Below are 25,682 nucleotides of genomic sequence, written 5' to 3' on the forward strand. Positions count from 1 at the left end.
ACCTCATCGTGCCCCGCGGAGAGTCAGGACGCGCCGCCCGATGCGACAGGCCGCCGTTCTGGCGGCGTCATCGCGCCGGGCGCGCCGCTACTTCTCCCGGATCGCGGCCTGGGCGGCGGCGAGGCGGGCGATCGGCACGCGGAAGGGCGAGCAGGAGACATAGTCCAGTCCGACTTCCTCGCAGAAGGCGATGGATGACGGGTCGCCGCCATGCTCGCCGCAGATGCCGAGCTTGATGTCGGGACGCGTCTTGCGCCCGCGCTCGGCGGCGATCTGCACCAGTTCGCCGACGCCGTCGCGGTCCAGGCTGACGAAGGGGTCCTTCTCGAAGACGCCCTGCTCGATGTAGTCGTCGAGGAAGCTGGCCGAGTCGTCGCGGCTGATGCCGAAGGTCGTCTGCGTCAGGTCGTTGGTGCCGAAGGAGAAGAAGGCCGCCGATTCCGCGATCTCGCCGGCGCGCAGCGCCGCCCGCGGCAGTTCGATCATGGTGCCGACCAGATAGTGCAGTTCCAGGCCGCTGGCCTCGGCCACCTCGGCGGCGACGCGGTCGATCAGCGCCTTCAGGATGTCGATTTCGCGCCGCGTGGCGGCCAGCGGGATCATGATCTCCGGCGTCACGGTCTCGCCCGCTTCCCGCTTGACCTCGGCGACCGCCTCGAAGATGGCGCGCGCCTGCATCTCGTAGATCTCGGGGTACGAAATGCCGAGGCGGCAGCCGCGATGGCCCAGCATCGGGTTGAACTCGTGCAGTTCGCTGGCGCGCCGGCGCATGTGTTCGGGATCGGCATCCATCACGTCGGCGACCGCCTGGATGTCTTCGTCGGACTTGGGCAGGAACTCGTGCAGCGGCGGATCGAGCAGGCGGATCGTCACCGGCAGACCGGTCATGATGCCGAACAGCTCCACGAAGTCCTGGCGCTGCATCGGCAGGATCTTCTCCAGCGCCGCGCGGCGGCCCTTCTCCCGGTCGGAGAGGATCATCTCGCGGACCGCCAGGATGCGGTCGTCCTCGAAGAACATGTGCTCGGTGCGGCAGAGGCCGATGCCCTCGGCGCCGAACTCGCGTGCGGTCCGGGCGTCGGCCGGGGTCTCGGCGTTGGCGCGGACCTTCATCCGGCGGTGGCCGTCGGCCCATACCATCAGCCGCCCGAAATCGCCCGACAGTTCCGGCTGGATGGTGGCGACGGCGCCGGCCATCACCTCGCCTGCGGCGCCGTCGATGGTGATGATGTCGCCGGCGTTGAAGACCCGGCCCAGAACCGACATCTCGCCCTTGCGGTAGTCGATGCGGATATGGCCCGCGCCGGAGACGCAGGGCCGGCCCATGCCGCGTGCGACCACCGCCGCGTGGCTGGTCATGCCGCCGCGGCTGGTCAGGATGCCTTCGGCCGCATGCATGCCGTGGATGTCCTCGGGGCTCGTCTCCTCGCGCACCAGGATCACCTTGTCGCCCAGCTTGGCGAGGCGCTCGGCGTCGTCGGCAGTGAAGACGATCTTGCCCGAGGCCGCGCCCGGGCTGGCCGGCAGACCCCTGGCGATGACGTCGCGCACCGCCTCCGGGTCCAGGGTCGGATGCAGCAACTGGTCCAGCGAGGACGGCTCGACGCGCAGGATGGCCTCGGCCTCGGTGATCAGGCCTTCGTCGACCATGTCGACGGCAATCTTCAACGCCGCTTTGGAGGTGCGCTTGCCCGAGCGGGTCTGCAGCATCCAGAGCTTGCCGCGCTGCACGGTGAACTCGATGTCCTGCATGTCGCGGTAATGCGTCTCCAGGGCCTGGTAGACGCGTTCCAGTTCAGCGAAGACCGCGGGCATGGCCTCCTCCAGCGACGGCTTGTCCTCGCCGGAGCGTTCCCGGGAGGCCTTCGTCAGCAGCTGCGGGGTGCGGATGCCGGCGACGACGTCCTCGCCCTGGGCGTTGATCAGATATTCGCCGAAGAAGACCTTCTCGCCGGTCGAGGGGTCGCGGGTGAAGGCGACGCCCGTGGCCGAGGTCTCGCCCATGTTGCCGAAGACCATCGCCTGGACGTTGACCGCGGTGCCCCAGTTCGCCGGGATGTCGTGCAGGCGGCGGTAGGTGCGCGCGCGGTCGTTCATCCACGAGCCGAAGACCGCGCCGATCGCGCCCCAGAGCTGCGCCTCCGGGTCCTGCGGGAAGGGCCGGCCGGTCTCGCGCTCGACCTCCTCCTTGAACAGGCTGACGATCTGCTCCAGGTCGTCGACGGAGAGTTCGTTGTCCAGCGAGACGCCGCGGGTGTCCTTCACCCCTTCGAGGATGTCCTCGAAGGCGGCGTGATCGACGCTGAGCACCACGTCGCCGTACATCTGGATGAAGCGCCGGTAGCTGTCGAGCGCGAAGCGGCGGTCGCCGCCGGCGCTGTTCGCCAGGCCTTCGACGGTTTCGTCGTTGAGGCCGAGGTTGAGGACCGTGTCCATCATGCCCGGCATCGAGGCGCGCGCGCCGGAGCGCACCGAGACCAGCAGCGGATTGGCCGCGTCGCCGAAGCCGGCGCCGACCAGTTCGCCCACCCGGGCCACGGCTGCGCGGACCTGGTCGTTCAGTTCGGGCGGATAGCTGTGGTCATGGTCGTAGTAGTAGGTGCAGACCTCAGTCGTGATCGTGAAGCCCGGCGGCACCGGCAGGCCGAGATTGCTCATCTCGGCCAGGTTGGCGCCCTTGCCGCCCAGCAGGTTCTTCATGTCGGCCCGGCCTTCCGCCGTACCGTCGCCGAAGTTCAGGACCCAATTCGTCATTCTGGCCGTCACCCTCTCCCGATCCGTCATGCCCGCCTGGTGCGGGCATCCGGTCGAACTTTCAACTTGCGGCAAAGCCGCTCCGGACCCCCGCACGGCGGCGGGGGTGACAACTTCAACAATCGGCCCGCCTGCGCCGTCTAGCCTTCGATCTTCGAGAAATCCGCCACCCGGTGCAGGGTCGCGCGGATTTCCGCCAGCAGCTTCAGCCGGTTGGCGCGCAGCGCCGCGTCCTCGGCGTTCACCGTGACATTGTCGAAGAAGGCGTCGACGGGCCCGCGCAGCGCCGCCATCGCGCTCATCGCTCTGCCGAAGTCCTCCGCCGCCAGCGCCGCGTCGGCTTTCTCCAGCGCGGCGGCGAGGGCCTCGCCCAGCTCGGTTTCCGCCGCTTCCACGAAGGCGCCGCGGTCGGCGGGCCCGGTATGGACGGCGCCGTCCTTCTTTTCCTCGATGCGCAGGATGTTGGCGGCGCGGCGATAGGCGGCCAGCAGGTTGCCGCCGTCCTCCGACTCCACGAGTCGCTGCAGCGCCTCCACCTGGCGGGTCAGGCGCACGAGATCATCCTCGCCGCCCAGGGCGAAGACGGCCGTGATCAGGTCGTGGCGCACGCCCTGTTCGCGAAGCGTCACCTTGAGGCGGTCGGCGATGAAATCGAGCAGTTCGATGGCGACCTGTCGCGGAGTCGCCGCCTGCGTTTGCGTGAAGTCCTCCGCTACGGCGCTGTGCGCCGTGACGAAGGCTTCCCGCAGGCCGATGCGCAGGCCGTTCTCCAGAATCAGCCGGATCACGCCCAGCGCCGCGCGGCGCAGCGCATAGGGATCCTTGGAGCCCGTCGGCTTCTCGCCGATGCCGAAGAAACCGGCGAGCGTATCCAGCTTGTCCGCCAGCGCCACGGCGACCGAGACCGGGTCGGAGGGGCAGAGGTCGCCCGGGCCCGCTGGACTGTAGTGCCAACGGATGGCGTCCGCGACAGCCTCCGGCTCGCCGTCATGGCGGGCGTAGTAGCGGCCCATGAAACCTTGCAGTTCGGGGAACTCGCCGACCATCTCGGTGGTCAGGTCGGCCTTGGCCAGCAGCCCGGCGCGATGCGCTGTCATCGCATCGGCTCCCAATCTCGGCGCAATCCAGGCGGCCAATGTAGCCAGCCGCTCGGCCTTGCGCCGCATGGAGCCCATCGCGGCGTGAAAGACGATCGGGTCGAGGTCGGAAACGCGGCTCTCCAGGCTGCGCTCGCGATCCTTGTCCCAGAAGAACTTTGCGTCGGAGAGCCGGGCGCGCAGCACCTTCTCGTTGCCGGCGACGATGGCCTGCCCGCCGTCCCCGGCCTCCAGGTTGGCGACGGCGACGAAGTAGGGCGCCAGGCTGCCGTCCGGGTTGAGCGTGGAGAAATACTTCTGGTGGCTGCGCATGGAAGTGATCAGCACTTCCTGCGGCACGTCCATGAAGGCGTCGTCGATGCGGCCCATCAGCGGCACCGGCCACTCGACCAGCCCGGCGACCTCGTCCAGCAGGCCGTCATCCTGAATCAGGTTGACGTTCTCGGCGGCAACCAGCGCCGTCGCCCCGGCCTGGATGATCCGCTTGCGTTCCTCGCGGTCGAGGACGACTTTCGCCTCGCGCAGCTTCGCCCGGTAGTCGGCGAAATCCGTCACCGCGAATTCCTCCGGGGCATGGAAGCGGTGCCCGCGCGTCGTGTCGCGCGACGTCACCGGGCCGTAACTAACCGGCACGACCGCGCCGCCGAACAGGCAGAGAATGGAATGCAGCGGCCGCACCCAGCCCACCTGATGCGCGCCCCAGCGCATGGACTTGGGCCAGGGCAGCTTCTGTATCGCGCCCTCGATCAGGCCGGGCAGGATTTCCGCCGTCGGCTGGCCGGGCTTCTCGATGACCGCGAACAGGAATGTCCCCTTGGGCGTCTCGCGCTCCTCGATCTGGTCGCGGGTCAGTCCCACCGAGCCCAGAAAGCCGTTGATCGCCTTCTCCGGCGCGTCGGCCTTCGGGCCCTTGCGTTCCTCGCGGACGTCGGCGGTGGCCTCCGGCACCTCCTCGAAGACCACCGTCAGACGCCGTGGCGTCGAATGATGCACCGGTTTCGAGACCTGGAGCCCCGCTTCGGTCAGCGCGTCGTTCAGCAGACGCGCGAGGTCCGCGGCCGCGCGGTCCTGCATGCGCGCCGGAATTTCCTCGGAGAACAGCTCCAGCAGCAGTTCGGTCATTCTGCTGCCCTCCACGAAATACTCATGCCGCCCTCGGACCTGATCCGAGTGCCTGTGTCGTGGCGGTCATGCAGAGCATTCAATCGGGTGCAATTCCGGCCAGGCAGGAGCCGCCCACTTGGCCAGCCCATCCATCCCCAAGTGGGCGGTTTCCACATGCTACGCCTCCACCGTCAGGTGGCCGCGGCTGACCAGCCATTCCTCGGCGCAGCGTTTCGCCAGCGCGCGGACGCGGCCGATATAGGCCGCACGCTCGGTCACGCTGATCACGCCGCGGGCGTCCAGAAGGTTGAAGACGTGGCTCGCCTTGATGCACTGGTCATAGGCAGGCAGCGCCAGGCCGCGGTCGGCGACCGCATGGCATTCCGCCTCGGCGTCGCGGAAATGGCGGAACAGCATTTCGGTGTCGGCGTGTTCGAAATTGTAGGCGGAATATTCGCGTTCGGCCTGCAGGAAGACATCGCCATAGCTGGCGCCGGCGCCGTTGAAATCCAGATCGTAGACGTTGTCGACGCCCTGCACGTACATCGCCAGCCGCTCGAGGCCGTAGGTCAGCTCGCCCGAGACGGGGTTGCAGTCGAATCCGCCCACCTGCTGGAAATAGGTGAACTGGCTGACCTCCATGCCGTCGCACCAGACCTCCCAGCCCAGCCCCCAGGCGCCCAGGGTCGGGCTCTCCCAGTCGTCCTCGACGAAGCGGATGTCGTGGTTCTTCGGGTCGATGCCGATCTCGTAGAGGCTGCCCAGATAGAGCTCCTGGAAGTCGTCGGGCGACGGCTTCATGATCACCTGGTACTGGTAGTAGTGCTGCAGTCGGTTCGGGTTCTCGCCATATCGCCCGTCGGTGGGCCGGCGCGAGGGCTGCACATAGGCCGCGTTCCAGTGCTCCGGTCCCAGCGCGCGCAGCGTCGTCGCCGGATGGAAGGTGCCCGCGCCCACTTCCATGTCGTAGGGCTGCAGGATCAGGCACCCCTGCGCCGACCAGTAGCGGTGCAGGCGGAGAATGAGATCCTGGAATGACGGCGCGTCGGGCGCTCCGCTGGACATCGGCTCGGGGCCTCTCGGAAGGACGGTCAGAAGGCGCGGGACAGGTATAGGGGCGACGGGCCGGCGGTCAAGGCCCGCGACGCCGCGGAGGGCAGGCAGCGGGCCCGGTCCGCGCTATGCTGTGGCGGAAACGAGGCGAAGGGAGGGACGTCATGACCACCGACAACTGGCGGATCGGCAATGTGCGGATCACGCGCATCATGGAACTGAAGGCCGAGCGCACGCCGGACTTCGGCTATACGGAGCTGACCACCGACGACATCCTGCGCGAGACGTGGCTGAAGCCCCACTTCGCCACCGAGGAAGGCAAGCTGATCAGCTGCATCCAGGCCTTTGTGGTCGAGAGTGAGGGCCGCCGCATCATCGTCGACACCTGCGTCGGCAACGACAAGGAGCGCGGTAACCCCGCCTGGAACATGCTGGCCGGGCCCTTTCTGGACGACCTGCGAGCCGCGGGCCATCCGGCCGAGGCGATCGACACCGTGCTCTGCACCCACCTGCACGTGGACCATGTCGGCTGGAACACCATGAAGCAGGGCGACCGCTGGGTCCCCACCTTCCCCAACGCGCGCTACCTGTTCGGCCGCCTCGAATGGGAGCACTGGAGCCGGGAAGCGACCGAGGTGATCAGGGGCGACATGCCGGTCGACGTGGTCGAGGGCGTGGTCGACGCCCGCCGCACCAACCGGGATTCCGTGCGGCCCATCGTCGAGGCCGGTCTGCACGAGCTTGTCGAGACCGATCACCGGGTCACCGGGGAGATCCGGCTGGAACCGACGCCGGGTCACACGCCGGGCCATGTCAGCGTCGTCATCGAATCGGAGGGCGAGCGCGCGGTGATCACCGGCGACCTGATGCACCACCCGATCCAGTGCGCCATGCCGCATGTCGCCAGCCGCTTCGACCACGACATCAAGCGGGCGCGCGCGACGCGGGAGGATTTCCTCCGCCGCTACGCCGACGGGCCGGTGACGGTCTTCGGCACCCACTTCGCGCCGCCGACCGCCGGCCGCGTGATCTCCCATGACGGGGGCTGGCGCTTCTCGGTGGAGTAGCGGGTAGCCGTTGTTGCTGCCGGCGCCATCGGGGATGACGGCGGCGTCCGAGCGCGGCCATGCGTATTCGGCGGTCGCGGCGCCGCCGGATACCGCGTTATGCTGCGGCGCAACCGGACGCCGAACAAGGGAGCGACTTTCAGGCCGTGCACGCCGCCACACTGCATCTGCGCGAGGTGATCATCTTCCTGCTGGCCGCGGGGATCGTCGTCCCGCTGTTCCGGCGGGCGAAGATCAGTCCGGTCCTGGGCTTCCTGATCGTCGGCATGGTGATCGGCCCCTACGGTCTGGCCAGCTTCGTGGATGTGCTGCCCTGGCTGCGCCACGCGGTGATCGACGACGTCGAGTTCGTCAACGCCCTGGCCGAGATGGGCGTGATCTTCCTGCTGTTCATGATCGGGCTGGAACTGTCGCTGGAGCGGCTCTGGGCGATGCGCAGGCTGGTCTTCGGGCTGGGCGGGGCACAGGTGCTGGTCACCGCGGCGGTCATCACGGCGATCGCGGCGATGTTCGACAACTCCCTGCCCATGGCCGTGATTCTCGGCGCCGGCTTCGCGCTTTCCTCGACGGCCATCGTCATGCAGCTCCTTTCCGAGCAGCGCCGGCTGGGCACCGAGACCGGGCGCACCAGCTTCTCGATCCTGCTGTTCCAGGACCTCGCGGTGCTGCCGATCCTGTTCATGGTCAGCGCCTTCGCCGCCCGCGGCGAGGATTCGCCGGTCGTCGCCTTCGCCATCGCCATGGGGCAGGCGGCGCTGGCCGTCGTCGTGGTGCTGGTTCTGGGGCGGTTGCTGCTCCGGCCGCTGTTCCGCTTCGTCGGCGCGGCCGACAGCCGGGAGCTGTTTCTGGCGCTGGTGCTGCTGGTCATCATCGGCACCGCCATGGCCATGGAGGCGGCGGGCCTTTCGGCGGCGCTGGGCGCCTTCGTGGCCGGGCTGCTGATGGCGGAGACCGAGTACCGCCATGAGGTCGAACTGGACATCGAGCCCTTCAAGGGCCTGCTGCTGGGCGTCTTCTTCGTCTCGGTCGGCATGGAGATCGACCTGACCGAAGTCGTCGCCCGGCCGGTGCTGCTGGGCGCCTCCGTGATCGGGCTGTTCGTCATCAAGGCGCCGATCATCTACGGGCTCGGCCGGATGTTCGGGCAATCCCGGCCGGTCGCCGCGGAAAGCGCGGTGCTGCTGTCCCAGGGCGGGGAGTTCGCCCTGCTGGTGGTCTCGATGGCCTTCGCGCTCGGACTGATGAATGGGCCGACGGCCCAGTTCATGCTGATCGTCACCAGCCTGACGATGATGGCGACGCCGATGCAGGCGCATTTCGGCCGCCGTCTCGGCCGGGCACTGGAAGCCCACGGGGCTGAACGGCGCCGGCCCGGCGCGGCGAGTCCGCCGTCGGGCCTGAAGGGGCATGTGGTGATTGCCGGCTATGGCCGGGTGGGTCAGATGCTGGCGGCCATCCTGGAGGAACAGGAGATGGCGCACTACGCCATCGACAACGACGCCCATCTGCTCGCCCGCAGCCGGCGGGGCCGCGATCATGTCTTCTTCGGCGACGCCAGCCGCCCCGACATGCTGCGCCGGCTCGGCGCGGACCGCGCGACGGCGCTGGTGGTGACCATCAACAGCCCCCAGGCGGCGGAGCGCATCGTCGCTGCGGCCCGGCGCGAATGGCCCGATCTCTCGATCCACGCCCGCGCGCATGACAACGAACACGCCCGGCGGCTGCGGGATCTCGGCGCCGACCGGGTGGTGCCGGAGACGGTGGAGGCCAGCCTGCAGCTCGCCGACGCGGTGCTGATCAGCTCCGGCCTGCCCGGCGCCACCGCCCACCGCATCATCGAGGCTCACCGCACCTCGCTGGAGGAGAGTGGCGAACTGGACGAGGAGGCGGCGGAGGAGGCGAGGGAGAAGCTGTGAGCGACGTCTGGAAGCGCGAGATCGAGGCCATCGTCCGGACGCTGGACCTGCAGCCCCATCCGGAGGGCGGTCACTACGCCGAGATCCATCGTGCGACGGAGGGGATTGCCGCCGGTGCCCTGCCGGCGCGCTATGGCGGCCGGCGCAGCTTCGGCACGGCGATCTACTACCTGCTGGGGCCGGACGACGTCTCGGCCCTGCACCGCGTCGCCTCCGACGAGATCTTCCACTTCTACCTGGGCGATCCGGTGGAGCAGCTCCGGCTGTTTCCCGACGGCAGCCACCGTCTGGTGGAGATCGGCCCCGATCTGGCCGCCGGCCAGCGGCCCCAGTCGGTCGTGCCCGCCGGGGTCTGGCAGGGCGCGCGGGTGAAGCCCGGCGGCCGCTACTGCCTGATGGGCTGCACCGTCAGCCCCGGCTTCGACTTCGCCGATTTCGAGATGGGCGAACGCCGGGTGCTGATCGACGGCTGGCCCGAGGCGAGGGAGATGATCGAGGCGTTGACGGGCTGACGGAATCCTGCCGGTCGATTGGCCCGATGCAACGCCGTGCGTGTCATGCCCGCCCTGTGCGGGCTTCCGGCGAACCAATGACTTGCGGCGAAGCCGCTCCGGACCCCCGCACGGTGGCGGGGGTGACAACGGATGCGGTCCCCGATCCGTGGCCCGGAACCCTACGCCGTGGTTTCATCTTCGGCGTCCAGTTCCGCCCAGCTGGCGCGGTTCTGTTCGGAGAGGCTGAGTTCGTCGGCGGTCATCTGCGGTTCCAGCGCCTCGAGCCGCTCCGTCATCAGGGCGGCGAAGTCGGGATCGGCCGTCCGGTCCCGCGCCCGGCTCATCATGGCGTGCGCCACCCCGCGGTCATGGCCTTCGAGCACCATGCCGAAGGATCCCATGCCTTCCGGATGGCCGCATTCGGCCGAGGTCTGGAAATAGCCGATTGCACGCTCGTCATCCTTCACGACGCCCACGCCTGTCGCCAGCAACAGTCCGGCATTGTAGCAGCCGTCCGGATCGCCGGCTTCGGCGGCCATCTCGTACCAGCGGAAGGCTTCCGCGGCGTCGTGCGGCACATGCTCGCCCCGAAGGTGATGATCGCCGAGCGCGCACATCGCATGTGTGGAGCCGGCTGCTGCCGCCTCGCGGTAGTACTGCAGCGCCCGGGCGGGTTCCTGCTCGACGTGCTCCCCCGTCTCATAGGCTCTGGCCAGCACAACGAGACCGTCGTTGTCGCCGTTCTCTGCCGCGAGCCGCAGAAAGCGCACCGCCTTCTCGGCATCCCGCTCGCAGTATCGGCCATCCAGACAGGCGCGGCCGATGGCGCAGGCGGAACCTGCATCGCCCGCTTCCGCCGCCTCCGTCAGCATCGCCATCCCCGCCTCCAAATCGGCGGGAACGTTCGGGTCGAATAGCAGCTTCGCGCCCAGGACCTTCTTGCTGTCGATATCGCCGGCCTCCGCGGCGGCCCTCAGCAGTTCGACACCCCGCGCCTCGTCCTTCGGAACGCCGTTGCCTTCCAGACAGGCGAGGCCGAGGAGATTCAGACCCGTCGTCGATCCCGCGGCAGCGAGCTGTTCCAGGAAAGGAATGGCCTTGCTGTAATCGCCCCTGTCGAGCGCCGCCGCCGCGTCCTCCGCGCTTCTGATGTCGTCGTCGTGTCCCAGAAGGCCCGACGCCATGCGCCGAAATCCCGATACCAGGCCCATGGCCTGCTCCCATGTCCGCCGTTCCCTGGAACGATTGAAGAACGGGCGGACATGCAACGCAAGCGGGAAAAGTTGCCCCCGGGACGGGCCCGGCCTCAGAGGCCGGCGCTGGGGCGTTCCTTCATCTTCGTGTACCAGGTGTGCAGATTGCCCAGCTCCTCGGGCACCCGCATCTTGATGATGCGCGCGAAGTCGGCGCAGACGAAGGCGGTGATGTCGGCATAGGTGAAGCCGCCGCCGACCAGCCACTCGCGGCCCTCCAGCCGCCGGTCGAGAATCTCGAAATAGCGCTTGGTGCGGGCGAGGCCCCGCTCCCCCAGTTCCGGTATCTGGTCGTAATTGTCGGGGCCGGGCAGGGCGCGGCCCTTCATGTGCGGGTTGGTGTTGCGCAGCGCCTCGGCGACGGCCTGGAAGCCGTGGGACTCGGCGATCGCGGCCCATTGCAGGACCTCGGCGCGCTCGATGTCGTTTCCGCCCATCAGCGCCGGCTCGGGATGCTTCATCTCCAGATAGGCGGCGATGGCGAGATTCTCGGTCAGCGCCACGCCTTCGTCCGTCATCAGCACGGGCACGGTGCCGCGCGGATTGATCTTCAGGAAATCGCCGCCCAGCTGCTCGGCCTTGCCCAGGTCGATCTGGGTCGTGGGCACGTCGAGGCCTTTTTCGGCGATGAAGATGCGCGCGCGGCGCGGGCTGGGCGCGGTGGCGCAATCGTAGAACTGCATGATGCCGTCTCCTCCCCTGATCGGCGTTCGATCAGGGGAGTATAGACGTCTGCGCCGGCCGGCGACACCCGCCGAGCCGGCATCCGGCGCTACTGGACCTTCTTGCCGGCGATCACCGTCTGGGACTTGGCGACGCCGGAGTTCGCGGTGGCGACGACTTTCGGTTTCTCCTGCTTCGGCTTCTTGGCCTCGCGGTTGCCGCGGTTCTTGTTGCCCTTGGACATCTGACTACCTCGTGTCGGGCGGCGGCGCGTGCCCGGAACCCGGATGCGGCGCCGCTGCGGGTTGGCCCCGGCCCGCCTCGTCGGGGCGGCATGGGGTGGACATTTCCGGCTGTTGACGTGGCAGTCGCCCGACGCCCCGGGCCGGAGCCGCTGTCGGGCTGCGCCGATGGTCCCGCTCCCGATCCCTGACGCGGAAGGAGGGGCCGGATCGCAGGCCGCGATCCGGATGGCCATGGCCGACCTTCAAGATGATGCGCCGCCGGGCGCTTGCCAAGCGTGGACTGGGCCTGGGACAGGAATATTTCTTCGCCCGCTGCGGCTGGTGTCATCCCCGTCCGGTCCATGCCCGGCGCGGGAATCGCCCGCCGGCAGGTCGCCGGCGCCAGAGGGCGCACGATCCCCGAGCGTCCCTTCGGGCCGTCGGGGATGACAGAAACTGGATTGGATCAGTGACGTGCTGCGAGCCGCGCTGCGTGCCGACGGATCCATCCCGCGCAGCGCGGCTACTCCTACGCCGCTTCCGCGGCCCCGTCCACGATCCGGGCGATGTCGCCCATGATCGCCGCCAGGTCGAAGTCCTTGGGCGTGTAGATCGCGGCGATGCCGGCGGCCTTCAGCGCCTCGGCGTCGGCCTTGGGGATGATGCCGCCGACGACCACGGGCACGTCGCCCAGCCCCTCCGCGCGGAGGCCTTCCAGCACCTCCCGCGCCAGCGCGGCGTGGGAGCCGGACAGGATCGAGAGTCCCACCAGGTGGACCGATTCCTCCAGCGCGGCGGTGACGATCTGCTTCGGCGTCAGCCGGATGCCCTCGTAGACCACCTCCATGCCGGCGTCGCGGGCGGCGACGGCGATCTGCTCGGCGCCGTTGGAATGGCCGTCGAGGCCCGGCTTGCCCACCAGGATCTTGATGCGCCGGCCGAGCCGGGCCGAGACCTGCTCGACCTTCGTGCGGACCTCCGCCAGACCCTCCGCGGCGACGCCGGCCGCGCCGCCGACGCCGGTCGGCGCGCGGTACTCGCCATAGACCCGGCGCAGCACGCCGGCCCATTCGCCGGTGGTGGCGCCGGCCTTCGCCGCGGCGATGGAGGCCTCCATGATGTTGCGGTCTTCCTTCGCGGCCTGTTCCAGCTCCCCCAGCGCTGCCTGCGCCGCTGCCTCGTCGCGGCTGCCGCGCCAGGCGTTCAGGCTCTCGATCTGGTCGGCTTCGGCGCTCTCGTCGACGGTCAGGATGGCGTCCGCCGCCTCGGCCAGCGGCGACGGCGAGCTCTCGGTGAAGCAGTTGACGCCGACCATCTTCAGCTCGCCCGTCATGATCGACTGCACGCGCCGGGCGTTGCTCTCGACCAGCGCCTCTTTCATGTAGCCGCTCTCGACCGCCGCGATGGCGCCGCCCAGGCGTTCGATGGTCTTCATTTCCTCCAGCGCGCCGGCCTTCAGCTCGGCGACCTTGGCCTCGACCACGGGGCTGCCGTCGAACAGGTCGGCATATTCCAGAAGGTCGGTCTCGTGCGCCACGATCTGCTGCAGGCGGAGCGACCATTGCTGGTCCCAGGGCCGCGGCAGGCCCAGGGCCTCGTTCCAGGCGGGGAGCTGCACCGCCCGCGCCCGCGCCTTCTTCGACAGCACCACCGCCAGCATTTCCAGCAGGATGCGGTAGACGTTGTTCTCGGGCTGCTGCTCGGTGAGGCCGAGGGAGTTCACCTGCACGCCATAGCGGAAGCGGCGGTTCTTCTCGTCCTCGACGCCATAGCGGTCGCGCAGCATCTCGTCCCAGAGATCGACGAACGCGCGCATCTTGCACATCTCCTCGACGAAGCGGATGCCGGCATTGACGAAGAAGCTGATGCGGCCGGCCACCTGCCCGAACATCTCGGGCGGCAGTTCGCCGCGCTCCTTCGTGGTGTCCAGCACCGCCCGCGCCGTCGAGAGGGCGAAGGCCAGTTCCTGTGTCGGCGTCGCGCCGGCTTCCTGCAGGTGGTAGGAGCAGATGTTGGTCGGGTTCCACTTCGGCATTTCGGCGACCGTGAAGCCGATCACGTCGGCGATCAGCTTCAGGCTCGCCGCCGGCGGGAAGATGTAGGTCCCGCGCGAGAGGTACTCCTTGATGATGTCGTTCTGGACCGTGCCCATCAGCTTCTTCCGGTCCGCGCCCTGTTCCTCGGCGGCGGCGATGTAGAGCGCCAGCAGCCAGGGCGCCGTGGCGTTGATGGTCATGGAGGTGTTCATCTGCTCCAGCGGGATGCCGTCGAACAGCGTCCGCATGTCGCCCAGATGCCCGACCGGCACGCCGACCTTGCCGACCTCGCCCTTCGCCAGCACGTGATCGCTGTCGTAGCCGGTCTGCGTCGGCAGGTCGAAGGCGACCGAAAGGCCCGTCTGCCCGCGGCTCAGATTGGTGCGGTAGAGCTCGTTCGACGCCCCGGCCGAGGAATGGCCCGAATAGGTCCGGATCAGCCAGGGACGGTCGCGTTCAGGGGTCTCGGTCATTTTCTGATCTTCCAAAAGGCAGGTCTTGTACGAACGAAAATTACGCCTTGCGTTGGGCGGCGGAAATATCATATCAGTCGCCGCACTGCAAAACGGTTGTTTGCCGCTTTGCAGCATAATTCCTGTACGATGGGAGGGTCCAGTCCCGCGCGCAAGCGGGGCCGGACGGACCCGGTAGCGAGATTTATGGAGCATGACCTCATGGCGGAATTCCAGGCAGTCGAGAGCGCGCCGTCGGACCTGACGCAGGGCGAGAAGAAGGAGCTCTACGAGGTCGGGGAAATCCCGCCGCTGGGTCACGTACCGAAGAAGATGTACGCTTGGGCGATCCGCAAGGAGCGCGAAGGCGAGCCGGACAAGGCCATGCAGGTCGAGGTGGTCGAGACCCCCGAGCTGGACAGCCACGACGTGCTAGTCCTCGTGATGGCCGCGGGCGTCAACTACAACGGCGTCTGGGCCTCGCTGGGCACGCCCGTCTCCATGTTCGACGTCCACAAGCAGCCCTATCACATCGCCGGCTCCGACGCCGCGGGCGTGATCTACGCCGTCGGCTCCAAGGTGAAGCGCTGGAAGGTCGGCGACGAGGTCGTGGTCCACTGCAACCAGGACGACGGCGACGATGAGGAATGCAATGGCGGCGACCCGATGTTCTCGCCCTCGCAGCGGATCTGGGGCTACGAGACGCCGGACGGTGCCTTCGCCCAGTTCGCGCGCGTCCAGGACCGCCAGCTGATGCCGCGCCCGCGCCACCTGACCTGGGAGGAGAGCGCCTGCTACACGCTCACCCTCGCCACGTCCTACCGCATGCTGTTCGGCCATCGCCCGCACATCCTGCGCCCCGGCGACAACGTGCTGATCTGGGGCGCCTCGGGCGGCATCGGCTCCATGGCGGTGCAGCTCTGCGCGACCGCCGGCGCCAACGCCATCGGCGTGATCTCCGAGGAGGACAAGCGCGAGTTCGTGATGTCGCTGGGCGCCAAGGCGGTGATCAACCGCAAGGACTTCAACTGCTGGGGCCAGATGCCCGCGGTGAACACCGATGAATATGCGGCCTGGACAAAGGAAGTCCGCAAGTTCGGCAAGGCGATCTGGGACATCACCGGCAAGGGCAACGATGTCGACTTCGTCTTCGAGCACCCGGGCGAGGCGACCTTCCCCGTCAGCTGCATCATCGTCAAGCGCGGCGGCATGGTGGTCTTCTGCGCCGGCACCACCGGCTACAACCTGACCATGGACGCCCGCTATGTCTGGATGCGCCAGAAGCGCATCCAGGGCAGCCACTTCGCCAATCTGAAGCAGGCCACCCAGGCCAACCAGCTGGTCATCGAGCGGCGCATCGACCCGTGCATGTCCGAGGTCTTCAGCTGGGACGACATCCCGCGCGCGCACATGAAGATGCGCCGCAACGAGCACAAGCCCGGCAACATGGCCGTGCTGGTCTCGTCGAGGGTGCCGGGCCTGCGCACCATCGAGGACGCGATCGAGGTCGGCAACGGCTGACCGACCGCGCCGCTGCCCGGCCGGCTGGTCCGGGCGATGAGTTTGGCGAAGCGCGCATGATGACCGTCATGCGCGCTTCGCTTTTGACGCCCGCGCGCGCGGTGATATAAGCGGCGCAGCTTCCGGGGCCGTGCCGGCCGCAGGATCAATCCGTGCAATCCGAAGAGGTGGGGAATGAGCAAGATCAAGGTGAAAAATCCGGTCGTCGAGCTGGACGGCGACGAGATGACCCGGATCATCTGGGATTTCATCAAGCAGAAGCTGATCCTGCCCTATCTCGATGTCGACCTGCACTACTACGACCTGGGTGTCGAGGAGCGCGACCGCACCGACGACCAGATCACTGTCGACGCGGCCGAGGCCATCAAGAAGCATGGCGTCGGCGTCAAGTGCGCCACCATCACCCCCGACGAGCAGCGCGTCGAGGAGTTCAAGCTCAAGAAGATGTGGCGCAGCCCCAACGGCACCATCCGCAACATCATCGGCGGCACCATCTTCCGCGAGCCGATCGTCTGCCAGAACGTGCCGCGCCTGGTGCCGGGCTGGACCGATCCCATCGTCATCGGCCGTCACGCCTTCGGCGACCAGTACCGCGCCACCGACTTCGTCGTGCCGGGCAAGGGCAAGCTGACCATCAAGTTCGAGGGCGAGGACGGCAACACGATCGAACGCGAGGTCTACGACTTCCCCGGCGGTGGCGTCGCCATGTCCATGTACAACCTGGACGATTCCATCCGCGACTTCGCGCGGGCCTGCATGAACTACGGTCTGAACCGCGGCTGGGACGTCTACCTGTCGACCAAGAACACCATCCTGAAAGCCTATGACGGCCGCTTCAAGGATCTGTTCCAGGAGGTCTACGAGGCCGAGTTCAAGGACAGGTTCGACGCCAAGGGCATGATCTACGAACACCGCCTGATCGACGACATGGTGGCCTGCGCCATGAAGTGGTCCGGCAAGTACATCTGGGCCTGCAAGAACTACGACGGCGACGTGCAGTCCGACACGGTCGCCCAGGGCTTCGGCTCGCTGGGCCTGATGACCTCGGTGCTGATGACGCCGGACGGCAAGACCGTCGAGGCCGAGGCGGCCCACGGCACGGTCACCCGCCACTACCGCATGCATCAGCAGGGCAAGGAGACCTCGACCAACCCGATCGCGTCGATCTTCGCCTGGACCCGGGGTCTGGGCTATCGCGGTCAGATGGACGAGACGCCCGAGGTGGTGAACTTCGCCCAGACGCTGGAAAAGGTCTGCGTGCAGTCGGTCGAGAACGGCCAGATGACCAAGGACCTGGCCATCCTGATCGGCCCCGACCAGCCCTGGATGACCACCAACCAGTTCCTCGACGCCCTGGACCGGAACCTCCAGAAGGCGCTGAGCTGAGCCAACGGCGCGCGGGCCGGCTCGCCCGGTTCGCGCGCCGCTTTCGCCGCAATCAGCGGAAGACCGAGAGTTCCAGCCGTTTCGACAACACGCCCAGCGCCTTCATGGCGCCGATGGAGTTGCCTTTCTGACCCAGGGCGGGGCCGAAGCCGGCGATCGCCATGCGTCCCGGCGCAATGGCAAGAACCGCGCCGCTGACCGAGCTCTTCGACGGCAGGCCGACCTCGATGGCGTGACTGCCCACTTCGTCATACATGCCCGACGTCGCCATGAGCGCCAGCACGCCGTGCGCGTTGGCCGGCGTGATGATGTGCTCGCCTGTCAGCGGATCGGCGCCGGCATTGGTCAGGAACATGGCGATCCGCGCCAGATGCTCGGCGGTGCAGGTGACCGCGCACTGCCGGAAATAGGTCTCGACAGCGACTTCCACGTCGCTGATGACCTTGTGGTGGCGCATGATCTCCGCCAGCGCCCGGTTGCGGTGGCCCGTCTCCGCTTCCGAGCGGAAGACCGCCTCGTTGACCGGGAACGCGGCCGCCTCCAGCCCGCTGGCGCGCCCGAGAAAGGCCTGGAAATGGGCGATCTTGTCCGGTGCGTCGACGCCCGGCAGGTGATCGCTGGTCAGGATCGCGCCGGCATTGATGTAGGGGTTGCGCGGCTGTCCCTTCTCCTCCTCCAGCTTGACGATGGAGAAGAAGGCGTCGCCCGACGGCTCGGTCGACATATGCTCGAAGACCCGCTCGCCGGAATGCTCGATCACGGCGGAAAGCGAGAAGATCTTGGAGACGCTCTGCATCGTGAAGGGATGGGCGGCGTCGCCGATCGAGGCGGTGACGCCGTCGACGGTGTGCACCGCGATACCGAACAGGGACGGGTCCACCCGGGCCAGTTCGGGGATGTAGGTCGCGACATGGCCGTGGGCGCACTTGGCGAGGCCGGCCTGATAGGCCTCGTCCAGCGCCGCCTCGATGGCCGCCCTGTCCGGGACCGGCCGGGTCATGCGATCTCGGACCAGTCAGCCGGCGCGAGGTCCCGCACCGCCTGCCGGATGGCGTCGCTGTAGCCGTTGCGGATGTTGACGAAGTAGGGGTCTTCCATCTCCACCCGCCGGACCTGGATCGGGCCCAGCGACCCGGCGCGGTAGATCACCATGTCGAAGGGCGGCGCCACCGACAGGTTGCTGCGCACGGTGGCGTCGAAGCTGAGCAGCGTCAGCTTGACCGCCTCGGCCAGGCTGGTCCTGAACTGCATGGCGCGGTCCAGGATCGGCTTGCCGTACTTGACCTCGCCGATCTGCAGATAGGGCGTGTCCGCCGACGCCTCGATGAAATTGCCGGCCGGGTAGACCAGGAACAGCCTGTGCCGCCCGCCGGCGATCTGCCCGGCGAACAGGAAACTCGCCGAAGGATCGCCATAGGCCTGGACGTGCTGGGCGTTGGCGTTCATCACCTCGCGCAGCACGCTGCCGATCATCTTGGTGGCGTCGAACATCGTCGCGGCTTCGAACAGGTTGGTCGGGTGACCGACCTGGCCCAGCCGCTGGTTGAGGATGGTGACCACCGCCTGGGTCGTGGCCAGGTTGCCGGCCGAGGCGAGCACCATCACCCGCTCGTCGGCATTCTGGAACGCCGAGATCTTCGAGATGGTCGCGATATGGTCGACACCGGCGTTGGAGCGCGTGTCGGCGGTGACGACGAAGCCGTCCTCCAGGAACAGGCCAAGTCCGTAAGTCATTCTGTTGCGGTCTCCCTCCGCGGCGTTTCACGTCGCCTGCGGCGTTGTCGAGGACGGGGATGTTGCGCCCATGCCGCGTCGCGTCAAAGCGGATTCTTTTTCTCGGGCCCGGGTGAAGTTCGATTTTTCCGCCCCGCCTTGCCGGCGCCGCTTTGGAACCTGACCGGGCCGGCCGCCTGCCCTATAGTCGGGGCTGTTGTCGACACCGCGCAGGGGAGGGCGTCATGCCGATCGATCAGGCCTGGCTGGACCAGGTTCAGGAAGAAATCATCGAGCCGGACCGGCCGATCATCGACCCGCACCACCATCTCTGGGACTATCCGGGCTCGCGCTATCTGCTGGACGAACTGCTCTCCGACATGGGCGCCGGCCACAACGTCGTCGCCACGGTCTTCGTCGAGTGCGGCGCCATGTACCGCGCCGACGGGCCGGACCACCTGAAGCCCGTGGGCGAGACCGAGTTCGTCAACGGCGTCGCCGCCATGAGCGCGTCGGGCACCTACGGCGCCGCCCGGGCCTGCGCCGGTATCGTCGGCCTGGCCGACCTCAATCTGGGCAGCCGCGTCGGCGAGGTGCTGGATGCGCATCTGCGCGCCGCGCCCGCCCGGTTCCGCGGCATCCGCCATGTCGCCGCCCATGACGACAGCCCGGATGTCAGGGTGGCGCACACGAAGCCGTTCGGGCGCATGCTGGCCGACGCCACTTTCCGCGAGGGCTTCGCCGAACTGCGGAAGCGGAACATGAGCTTCGAGGCCTGGGTCTACCACCCGCAGATCCGGGAGGTGACCGAACTGGCCCGCGCCTTCCCCGACACGGTGATCATCGCTGACCACTTCCTCGGTCCCCTGGGCATCGGGCCCTATGAGGGCAAGCGCGACGAGATCTTCGAACAGTGGAAGCTCGATTTCGCCGAACTGGCGCGCTGCGAGAACGTGGTGGCGAAGCTGGGTGGGCTCAACATGGCGGTCAACGGTTTCGGCTGGCACAAGCGCGACAAGCCGCCCACCGCCCGCGAACTGGTGGCGGCGACAGGCGACTGGTACGTCCATGCCATCGACTGCTTCGGACCCGGGCGCTGCATGTTCGAGAGCAACTTCCCCGTCGACAAGCTCTCGGTCAGCTATCCGGTGCTGTGGAACGCCTTCAAGCTGATCGCTGCGGCCTATACGGAGGCCGAGCGCGACGCCCTGTTCCATGACACGGCCAAGCGGGTCTACCGCCTCGACCTGCCGGATTGACCGCAGGGCGGCCTACTTCAGTTCGACTTCGACGAAGACGAACTCGAAAGGATTGTCGTTGATCACGTCATGCTCGACGCCGGCGCCGCGGGCGTAGGAGACGCCGGCGGCGAGCGGCGCCTTCGCCAGGCCCTCGGCGGTCTCGATGGTGAGTTCGCCGGTCGTGACGGGGACCACGACATAGTCCATGCCGTGGCGGTGCCAGCCTGTGTGGGCCCCGGGCGCGAAGCGCCATTCGGTGACGACCACACGATCGGTCTCGAGCTGTTTCGTCGGCACTGCGAGAGGGCGGTCAGCTGTCATGTCGCGGCCTTCTCTGGCATGGCGCGGCGTTCGCATTTCGGAGCCTTGCCGGGCGGGTCACTGGGGGCTGCCCCCGGTGACGCGTGCCCACGCCGAACGGTCCGGCCGCACTGGACCCACGATACTGACCTTGTTCGGGCCGCGCCAGTCGGCGCGTCCGCCGCGGTTCAACGCGAGTTGACGATGCGCCACGTTCCGTCGGCCTGGCGGCAGGCCGTTCCGGTCGCCAGTTCATCGCGGCCGTCGATGATCACCCGCTGCTGGTAGTCGCGGCAGTCAAGGCCGTCCGCCGACCTGTAGGTGTTGGTCGGTGTGAAGGTGCCGGAATGCTGCGTGTCCGGGTTGACCCAGGTTGACGTTGTCCCGCTGCGGGAACTCTCCAGGCTCTGCTGGGCGGTGCGCTCGGCGTAGAGCCTGTCGGACTTGTCCAGCGAGCGTCCGACCTCGGAGCCGAGATAGGCGCCCAGCAGGGTGCCGCCCGCGGTTGCGGCGAGCTGGCCGGCGCCGCCGCCGATCTGCGAGCCCAGCAGGCCGCCCACCGCGGCGCCGATCAGGGCGCCGCCCACTTCCTTCTGGCCGGCGGTATTGGTTTCGCATGCGGCCAGGCCCAGTGTGAGCGCGAGGGCGATACAGGCGATCTTGGATTTCATGGTCATTGTTCCATGTGCTTGAGCTGACGAACGCAGACTAGCGGTTCGGCGTTCCGCAGCCTTGATCCTGGTCAACTCGGCACGACGAATCTGAACGCGTCCTGTCTGCGGCGCCGGGGGCTGCTCCCGCCGATAACCGGTCTCTCCCGTCTGGGACGCCGTTCGGTCTACAGGTGCATGCCGCCGTCGATGATCATGGGCTGGCCGGTGATGTAGCGGCTCTCGTCGGCGGCGAGATAGAGGGCCAGATCGGCGATCTCCTCGGCTGTCGCCAGCCGCCCCATCTTCTGGCGCGCGATGAAGTCGCGCCGCGCCTGTTCGGGATCGTCGAATGCGTCGATGCGCTCGTCCAGCGAGGGCGTCTGAACCGTCGCCGGGCAGATCGCGTTGCAGCGGATGCCCTGGCCGATATAGTCGGCGGCCACCGACTTGGTGAAGCCGATCACCGCGCCCTTGGTCGCGCCATAGGCGCAGCGGTTGACCACGCCCATCTCCGAACTGACCACCGAGGCCATGTTGATGATGGAGCCGCCGCCATTGTCCAGCATCGCCGGCAGGAACGCCTTGGTGACCACGAACAGCGAGCGGCAGTTGAGCTCGAACGAGAAATCCCAGCTTTCCAGCGGCGTGTCGTGCAGCGCGCCGTGATGGACATAGCCGGCGCAGTTGAACAGCACGTCCACGGCGCCGACCTCCGTCGCCATCGCCGCCACCGCCCCGGTGTCGAGGACGTCGAGGCCGCGGGTCTCGATCCGCGCGCCGGCGATCTCGCGAACCTTCGCCTCGTTGATGTCCGTGGCGACGACACGCGCGCCCTCCTCGGCGAAGCGCAGCGCCGTGGCGCGCCCGATGCCCTGCGCCGCCGCGGTGACGAAGCAGGTCTTGCCTTCCAGCCGTCCGGCCATGTCGGTCCCCCTCAGAAAATGCCCTGCATCTGGTTGTCCAGATCGTCCTCGATGAAGTGGCGCACGATCTCGTCGATCGAGCCGTCGGCGGCGATGCCGAGCGCCGCGGCGCGTTCGCCCCGCGTGCCCCGCGGCCAGCCGTCGACGATGCGCTGGATCGCCGGGTCCGGCGCGAAACGGATCTCGCCCAACTTGCGGTTGCCCCGGTTGCGTTCGACAGCCTCGGCGATCTCGCCGGCGGTCACGGTGATGCCGCTCAGGACCATCGACCGCCAGTCGCCGATACGCTCCGCCGGCGTCTCGTGGGCGGCGATGAAGGCGTCCACCACCCGCCGCGGGCTGAGCAGCGACATCGCCGAGTCCGGGGTCACCGGCACGGTCATGTCCTCGCCGCAGAGCGGCTCCCGGATCATCGAGCTGACCCAGGTCGAAGCGGCCTGGTTGGGCCGGCCCGTACGCACCGCGATGGTCGGCAGCCGGAGCGAGCGGCCGTCGATATAGCCCTTGCGCGACATGTCGGAGACAAGCTGCTCGCCGCAGGCCTTGGCCGCGCCATAGCTGGTCAGCGGCGTCACGGGCGTGGCGTCGGTCACGACGTCGGGCAGGTCCGCGCCGCCATAGACCGCGACGGAGCTGGCGAATACCAGCCGCGGCGCCTGCGGCAGGGCCCGCGCCGCCTCCAGTACGTTGCGCGTGCCGTCCAGGTTGATGCGCATGCCGAGGTCGTAGTCTTCCTCCGCCTGGGCGCTGACGATCGCGGCCAGGTGGAAGATGCTGGCGGTGTCGTCGCCGATCAGCCGGTCCACCGTCGCCCGGTCGGAGACGTCGCCTGACACCGTCTCGACGCGGCGGTCGTCGAAGCCCCCGGCCTCGGCCATGTCGAACAGCACCAGACGGGTGACCGCGGCGGGCTTGCCGTCCGGTCCGGCGAGCGAGCCCTTCTCGAGTATGCGCCGCGCGAGGCGCCGGCCGATGAAGCCCGCCCCGCCGGTGATGACGACCTTCACGCGGCCCGGCCCGGCGAGGACATCTCCGCGGCCACCGCCTCGATCTCCACCCTCATGCGCGGGTCGACCAGGGCGCTGACCACCACCAGCGTCGAGGCGGTCAGCCGGCCTTCCATCCGTTCGTCGCGTATCCGGCGGTAGGCGGCAACATCGCCGGCGTCGGTCAGATAGATATTCAGCCGTACGACGTCCGCCACGCTCATGTCCGCCTCGGCCAGGATGGCGAAGACGTTGTCGAAGGCGACGTGGATCTGCCTGTCGATGTCATCGGGGATGTTGCCGTCGCAGTCGAGGCCGACCTGGCCGGAGATGAAGCACCAGCGGCAGTCGGGGGGAACCTCCATGCCCGGCGCGAAGCGCGAGCCCGGGTTGGCGTGTCCCTTCGGTTCCAGAACCTTGTTCATGGCTATTCGATCTCCCTGTTGTCGCGGGGCGTCTCGCCGGCCCCTTCGGCGGGAATCGTAGCCGCGTTCGCCGGGCCTGTCAGTGCTTGACCGCCAGCACAGCCGCGTTTAAACAGCGGCCTCTCCGGTGGCGGGTGTAGCTCAGTCGGTTAGAGCGCCAGATTGTGGCTCTGGAGGTCGTCGGTTCAATTCCGATCACTCGCCCCAACTTCCTTCTTCGAGCGGTGCCGAACGCCGCCCCGTGACATCCGGCGAAACCCGTGATGGAACGGTGCCGCGGATATTGCTCGAATGACGCGAATTTGCCCGAAATGCCTGCAGAAATCGTCGGAACGGCCGTCAATCGACAGCCGTTAACCAGGACGATTCACCCGCCGTTAAGGCCGTGGTTCCACACTACCGCGTACTAGAGATGCGCGGCCCAGAACCGGTCCGCCCGCTTCGGAGGAACCGAAACATGAACGACGACGCCAGCCTTCCGCCCGAAGCGCTCGTGGGCAGCCTCAGGGACTATCGCATCATCGAAGGCGCCGACCTGCTCGGCCGCACGGAAGCCTTCTTCGACTGGCAGAACCTGCGCCGTCGCCACGATCTCTGGCCCTATTCCCGCTCCACGGCCACCGCGCCGAAGTCCTCCTGCAGCGCCTTCGACGACACCGGCAAGGATGTGCAGGGCGTCAACTTCGCCTCTCAGGACTATCTCAGCCTGGCCTCCCATCCGGCCATCAAGGAGGCTGCGATCCGGGCGATCACCGATTTCGGCGCCCACAGCGCCGGTTCGGCGGCGCTGCTCGGCAATACCGGGCTGTCTCTGCGGCTGGAAGCCGAGATCTCCGGCTTTCTGGGCCGCGATCACACGGTGCTCTATCCCACGGGCTGGTCCGCCGGCTTCGGCGTCGTCCAGGGGCTGGTGCGGCCCGACGATCATGTGGTCATGGACGTGCTGGCCCATAGCTGCATGCAGCAGGGCGCGGCCGCCGCGACGAAGAACATCCACCTGCACGGCCACCTCAACCTGGATGGCGTGCGGCGCAAGCTGAAGCGGATCCGCGACAAGGACGCGAAGAACGGCATCCTGGTCGTCACCGAGAGCCTGTTCTCCATGGACTCGGACACGCCGAAGCTGCGCGAATTGCAGGATCTCTGCCACGAGTTCGGCGCCATCCTGCTGGTCGACGCCGCGCACGACCTGGGCTGCATGGGCGAGGACGGCCGCGGCCAGCTCGGCCTGCAGAACATGATCGACGACGTCGACATCATCGTCGGCAGCTTTTCCAAGACCTTCGCTTCCAACGGCGGCTTCGTGACCGCCGGCTCGCGGGCGGTGAAGGAGTACCTGAAGTACTACAGCGCGCCGCAGACCTTCTCCAACGCGCTCTCGCCCATGCAGGCGGCAGTCGTGCTGAAGGCCTTCGAGATCGTCCGCTCCGACGAGGGCCGCCAGCTGCGCCGCGACCTGATGAACAACACCCTCTATCTGCGCGAGCAGCTCAAGGAGGCCCGCTTCGACGTTTCCGGCGACCCCTCGGCGATCGTGCCGGTGCATATCGGCGCCGAGGGTCATGCCCGCATGGCGGCCCAGGAACTGGCCAAGCGCGGCGCCATCGCCAATCTGGTGGAATATCCGGCCGTCGCCCGCGGCGGCGCGCGGTTCCGCCTGCAGGTCATGGCCCGGCACCAGAAGGCCGAGATCGACCATCTGGTCGGCCGCATGCGCGAGGCCGTCGACGAGGCCGAAGTCCGCTTCCGCCCGCATCGCGGCGCGGCGCCGGCCAAGGCCGCCCGCGCGGCCCGCGCCGCCTGAACACGCCGGCCGGCCGCCCCTTGCGGGCGGCCCGGCTGCAGCCCCCCGGTGAGGTATCAGGGGTTGCGTCCCGAAAGGAGAACGCGATCGATGACCTCGCCATCGGCCGTCCCGCGACTGCTGGCCATCGACGACGACGCCGATTCCGCTGAGCTAGTCGCCCGCGTCGCGGCCCGCGCCGGTTTCGAGGCGGACTGGATCGCCGATCCGCGTCTGGCCGCCGAGACGGTCTCGCGGGTCGGTCCCAATGTCGTCACCCTGGATCTCTGCATGCCGGACCTGGACGCGCTGGACGTGCTGGGCGAACTCCGCGAGGCCGGCTTCGACGGCGCCATCCTGATCGTTTCCGGTCAGCCTGACAGCATCCGCAATGCCGCGGCCCGTCTCGCCGAGGCCAACGGCCACGAGGTCGCGGGCAACTTCCGCAAGCCGGTGGATGTCGCGGCCATGCGCAAGCGGCTGTTCGACATCGCCGCCGCCCGCGCCGGAGACGGCGCCAAAAGCGCCGGTTGACGCGCTCCGCCGGGCCGAATCGGGGCGCTGCCGCGACAAGTTCCCTGTGGCAATTGCCGGTCGGATCGGCCATAAACGCCGCCAATTTCCGACAACAGCCGCAG

General features: G+C 68.1%; 21 protein-coding genes and 1 tRNA gene. 9 read left to right on the forward strand and 13 right to left on the reverse strand.

The annotated features are described in order from the left end of the window. Positions 1 to 87: 87 nt before the first annotated feature. From TEF_03435 to TEF_03445, 3 genes are all read right to left on the reverse strand, one after another. A complete protein-coding gene (locus TEF_03435; protein ID ANK79943.1) occupies positions 88 to 2,754 on the reverse strand; it encodes a pyruvate, phosphate dikinase in 2,667 nt (888 codons plus the stop codon). 140 nt (positions 2,755 to 2,894) lie between these two features. Further along, positions 2,895 to 4,973 carry a glycine--tRNA ligase subunit beta gene (locus TEF_03440; GenBank protein ID ANK79944.1) on the reverse strand — a complete coding sequence of 693 codons (2,079 nt, stop codon included), beginning with the start codon at positions 4,971 to 4,973 and terminating at the stop codon, positions 2,895 to 2,897. 159 nt (positions 4,974 to 5,132) lie between these two features. Further along, positions 5,133 to 6,020 carry a glycine--tRNA ligase subunit alpha gene (locus tag TEF_03445; GenBank protein ANK79945.1) on the reverse strand — a complete coding sequence of 296 codons (888 nt, stop codon included), beginning with the start codon at positions 6,018 to 6,020 and terminating at the stop codon, positions 5,133 to 5,135. A gap of 152 nt (positions 6,021 to 6,172) precedes the next feature. On the opposite strand from TEF_03445, the gene TEF_03450 reads away from it, so the two are divergent. From TEF_03450 to TEF_03460, 3 genes are all read left to right on the forward strand, one after another. Beyond that, complete coding sequence (locus TEF_03450; protein ANK79946.1) at positions 6,173 to 7,075, forward strand: hypothetical protein; 903 nt, start codon at positions 6,173 to 6,175, stop codon at positions 7,073 to 7,075. 146 nt (positions 7,076 to 7,221) lie between these two features. Beyond that, complete coding sequence (locus TEF_03455) at positions 7,222 to 8,991, forward strand: hypothetical protein (GenBank protein ANK79947.1); 1,770 nt, start codon at positions 7,222 to 7,224, stop codon at positions 8,989 to 8,991. Then, positions 8,988 to 9,503 (forward strand): hypothetical protein, encoded by a 516-nt coding sequence (locus tag TEF_03460; GenBank protein ID ANK79948.1) that lies wholly within the window; start codon positions 8,988 to 8,990, stop codon positions 9,501 to 9,503. The genes TEF_03455 and TEF_03460 overlap by 4 nt, the downstream gene beginning before the upstream one ends. Before the next feature lie 161 nt (positions 9,504 to 9,664). Here TEF_03460 and TEF_03465 read toward each other — a convergent pair whose 3' ends face one another. The 3 genes from TEF_03465 to TEF_03475 all read right to left on the reverse strand — a co-directional run bounded on the left by TEF_03465 (position 9,665) and on the right by TEF_03475 (position 14,134). Beyond that, on the reverse strand, positions 9,665 to 10,696 hold the full coding sequence (locus TEF_03465) for a hypothetical protein (protein ANK79949.1): 1,032 nt from the start codon (positions 10,694 to 10,696) through the stop codon (positions 9,665 to 9,667). A 95-nt stretch (positions 10,697 to 10,791) separates the two neighbouring features. After that, entirely contained in the window at positions 10,792 to 11,421 is a 630-nt protein-coding gene (locus TEF_03470) for a glutathione S-transferase (protein ANK79950.1), read from the reverse strand. A 733-nt stretch (positions 11,422 to 12,154) separates the two neighbouring features. Next, positions 12,155 to 14,134, reverse strand: a complete 1,980-nt coding sequence (locus tag TEF_03475; GenBank protein ANK79951.1) for a protein meaA — start codon at positions 14,132 to 14,134, stop codon at positions 12,155 to 12,157. A 201-nt stretch (positions 14,135 to 14,335) separates the two neighbouring features. Between TEF_03475 and TEF_03480 the strand changes: the two genes are divergently transcribed. Next, a complete protein-coding gene (locus TEF_03480; protein ANK79952.1) occupies positions 14,336 to 15,634 on the forward strand; it encodes a crotonyl-CoA carboxylase/reductase in 1,299 nt (432 codons plus the stop codon). Positions 15,635 to 15,808: 174 nt separating this feature from the next. Further along, entirely contained in the window at positions 15,809 to 17,020 is a 1,212-nt protein-coding gene (locus TEF_03485; protein ANK79953.1) for an isocitrate dehydrogenase, read from the forward strand. Between the two features lie 52 nt (positions 17,021 to 17,072). On the opposite strand, the gene TEF_03490 is transcribed toward TEF_03485, so the two are convergent. Next, positions 17,073 to 18,020, reverse strand: coding sequence for a glutaminase A (locus TEF_03490; protein ANK79954.1), 948 nt, complete (start codon positions 18,018 to 18,020; stop codon positions 17,073 to 17,075). After that, positions 18,017 to 18,754: a peptidase gene (locus TEF_03495; protein ANK79955.1), complete on the reverse strand. Its 738-nt coding sequence runs from the start codon at positions 18,752 to 18,754 to the stop codon at positions 18,017 to 18,019. The genes TEF_03490 and TEF_03495 overlap by 4 nt, the downstream gene beginning before the upstream one ends. 224 nt (positions 18,755 to 18,978) lie before the next feature. Here TEF_03495 and TEF_03500 point away from each other — a divergent pair, with 224 nt between their 5' ends. Further along, positions 18,979 to 19,992 (forward strand): amidohydrolase, encoded by a 1,014-nt coding sequence (locus TEF_03500; GenBank protein ANK79956.1) that lies wholly within the window; start codon positions 18,979 to 18,981, stop codon positions 19,990 to 19,992. A gap of 12 nt (positions 19,993 to 20,004) precedes the next feature. Here TEF_03500 and TEF_03505 read toward each other — a convergent pair whose 3' ends face one another. The 5 genes from TEF_03505 to TEF_03525 form a co-directional block, all read right to left on the reverse strand. Further along, positions 20,005 to 20,295: a cupin gene (locus TEF_03505; protein ANK79957.1), complete on the reverse strand. Its 291-nt coding sequence runs from the start codon at positions 20,293 to 20,295 to the stop codon at positions 20,005 to 20,007. Between the two features lie 167 nt (positions 20,296 to 20,462). Next, positions 20,463 to 20,951: a hypothetical protein gene (locus TEF_03510; protein ANK79958.1), complete on the reverse strand. Its 489-nt coding sequence runs from the start codon at positions 20,949 to 20,951 to the stop codon at positions 20,463 to 20,465. A gap of 161 nt (positions 20,952 to 21,112) precedes the next feature. Further along, entirely contained in the window at positions 21,113 to 21,850 is a 738-nt protein-coding gene (locus tag TEF_03515) for an NAD(P)-dependent oxidoreductase (protein ANK79959.1), read from the reverse strand. Positions 21,851 to 21,861: 11 nt separating this feature from the next. Continuing rightward, complete coding sequence (locus TEF_03520; GenBank protein ID ANK79960.1) at positions 21,862 to 22,857, reverse strand: NAD-dependent epimerase; 996 nt, start codon at positions 22,855 to 22,857, stop codon at positions 21,862 to 21,864. After that, entirely contained in the window at positions 22,854 to 23,261 is a 408-nt protein-coding gene (locus tag TEF_03525) for a hypothetical protein (protein ANK79961.1), read from the reverse strand. The genes TEF_03520 and TEF_03525 overlap by 4 nt, the downstream gene beginning before the upstream one ends. A 130-nt stretch (positions 23,262 to 23,391) precedes the next feature. Between TEF_03525 and TEF_03530 the strand changes: the two genes are divergently transcribed. From TEF_03530 to TEF_03540, 3 genes are all read left to right on the forward strand, one after another. Further along, positions 23,392 to 23,468: transfer RNA gene (locus TEF_03530), tRNA-His, on the forward strand. A 250-nt stretch (positions 23,469 to 23,718) separates the two neighbouring features. Then, positions 23,719 to 25,065: an 8-amino-7-oxononanoate synthase gene (locus TEF_03535; protein ID ANK79962.1), complete on the forward strand. Its 1,347-nt coding sequence runs from the start codon at positions 23,719 to 23,721 to the stop codon at positions 25,063 to 25,065. A gap of 90 nt (positions 25,066 to 25,155) precedes the next feature. Beyond that, positions 25,156 to 25,578: a hypothetical protein gene (locus TEF_03540; protein ANK79963.1), complete on the forward strand. Its 423-nt coding sequence runs from the start codon at positions 25,156 to 25,158 to the stop codon at positions 25,576 to 25,578. The last annotated feature ends 104 nt before the right edge of the window (positions 25,579 to 25,682 follow it).

It is taken from the genome of Rhizobiales bacterium NRL2 (assembly GCA_001664005.1).
GTDB lineage: Bacteria > Pseudomonadota > Alphaproteobacteria > Minwuiales > Minwuiaceae > Minwuia.

Bases quoted from the DNA above. Each gene is read 5' to 3' on its own strand.
- TEF_03435 (ANK79943.1), bottom strand. From the start codon at position 2,754: ATGACGAATTGGGTCCTGAACTTCGGCGACGGTACGGCGGAAGGCCGG.
- TEF_03440 (ANK79944.1), bottom strand. From the start codon at position 4,973: ATGACCGAACTGCTGCTGGAGCTGTTCTCCGAGGAAATTCCGGCGCGC.
- TEF_03445 (ANK79945.1), bottom strand. From the start codon at position 6,020: ATGTCCAGCGGAGCGCCCGACGCGCCGTCATTCCAGGATCTCATTCTC.
- TEF_03450 (ANK79946.1), top strand. From the start codon at position 6,173: ATGACCACCGACAACTGGCGGATCGGCAATGTGCGGATCACGCGCATC.
- TEF_03465 (ANK79949.1), bottom strand. From the start codon at position 10,696: ATGGGCCTGGTATCGGGATTTCGGCGCATGGCGTCGGGCCTTCTGGGA.
- TEF_03470 (ANK79950.1), bottom strand. From the start codon at position 11,421: ATGCAGTTCTACGATTGCGCCACCGCGCCCAGCCCGCGCCGCGCGCGC.
- TEF_03475 (ANK79951.1), bottom strand. From the start codon at position 14,134: ATGACCGAGACCCCTGAACGCGACCGTCCCTGGCTGATCCGGACCTAT.
- TEF_03480 (ANK79952.1), top strand. From the start codon at position 14,336: ATGGCGGAATTCCAGGCAGTCGAGAGCGCGCCGTCGGACCTGACGCAG.
- TEF_03485 (ANK79953.1), top strand. From the start codon at position 15,809: ATGAGCAAGATCAAGGTGAAAAATCCGGTCGTCGAGCTGGACGGCGAC.
- TEF_03490 (ANK79954.1), bottom strand. From the start codon at position 18,020: ATGACCCGGCCGGTCCCGGACAGGGCGGCCATCGAGGCGGCGCTGGAC.
- TEF_03495 (ANK79955.1), bottom strand. From the start codon at position 18,754: ATGACTTACGGACTTGGCCTGTTCCTGGAGGACGGCTTCGTCGTCACC.
- TEF_03500 (ANK79956.1), top strand. From the start codon at position 18,979: ATGCCGATCGATCAGGCCTGGCTGGACCAGGTTCAGGAAGAAATCATC.
- TEF_03505 (ANK79957.1), bottom strand. From the start codon at position 20,295: ATGACAGCTGACCGCCCTCTCGCAGTGCCGACGAAACAGCTCGAGACC.
- TEF_03510 (ANK79958.1), bottom strand. From the start codon at position 20,951: ATGACCATGAAATCCAAGATCGCCTGTATCGCCCTCGCGCTCACACTG.
- TEF_03515 (ANK79959.1), bottom strand. From the start codon at position 21,850: ATGGCCGGACGGCTGGAAGGCAAGACCTGCTTCGTCACCGCGGCGGCG.
- TEF_03525 (ANK79961.1), bottom strand. From the start codon at position 23,261: ATGAACAAGGTTCTGGAACCGAAGGGACACGCCAACCCGGGCTCGCGC.
- TEF_03535 (ANK79962.1), top strand. From the start codon at position 23,719: ATGAACGACGACGCCAGCCTTCCGCCCGAAGCGCTCGTGGGCAGCCTC.
- TEF_03540 (ANK79963.1), top strand. From the start codon at position 25,156: ATGACCTCGCCATCGGCCGTCCCGCGACTGCTGGCCATCGACGACGAC.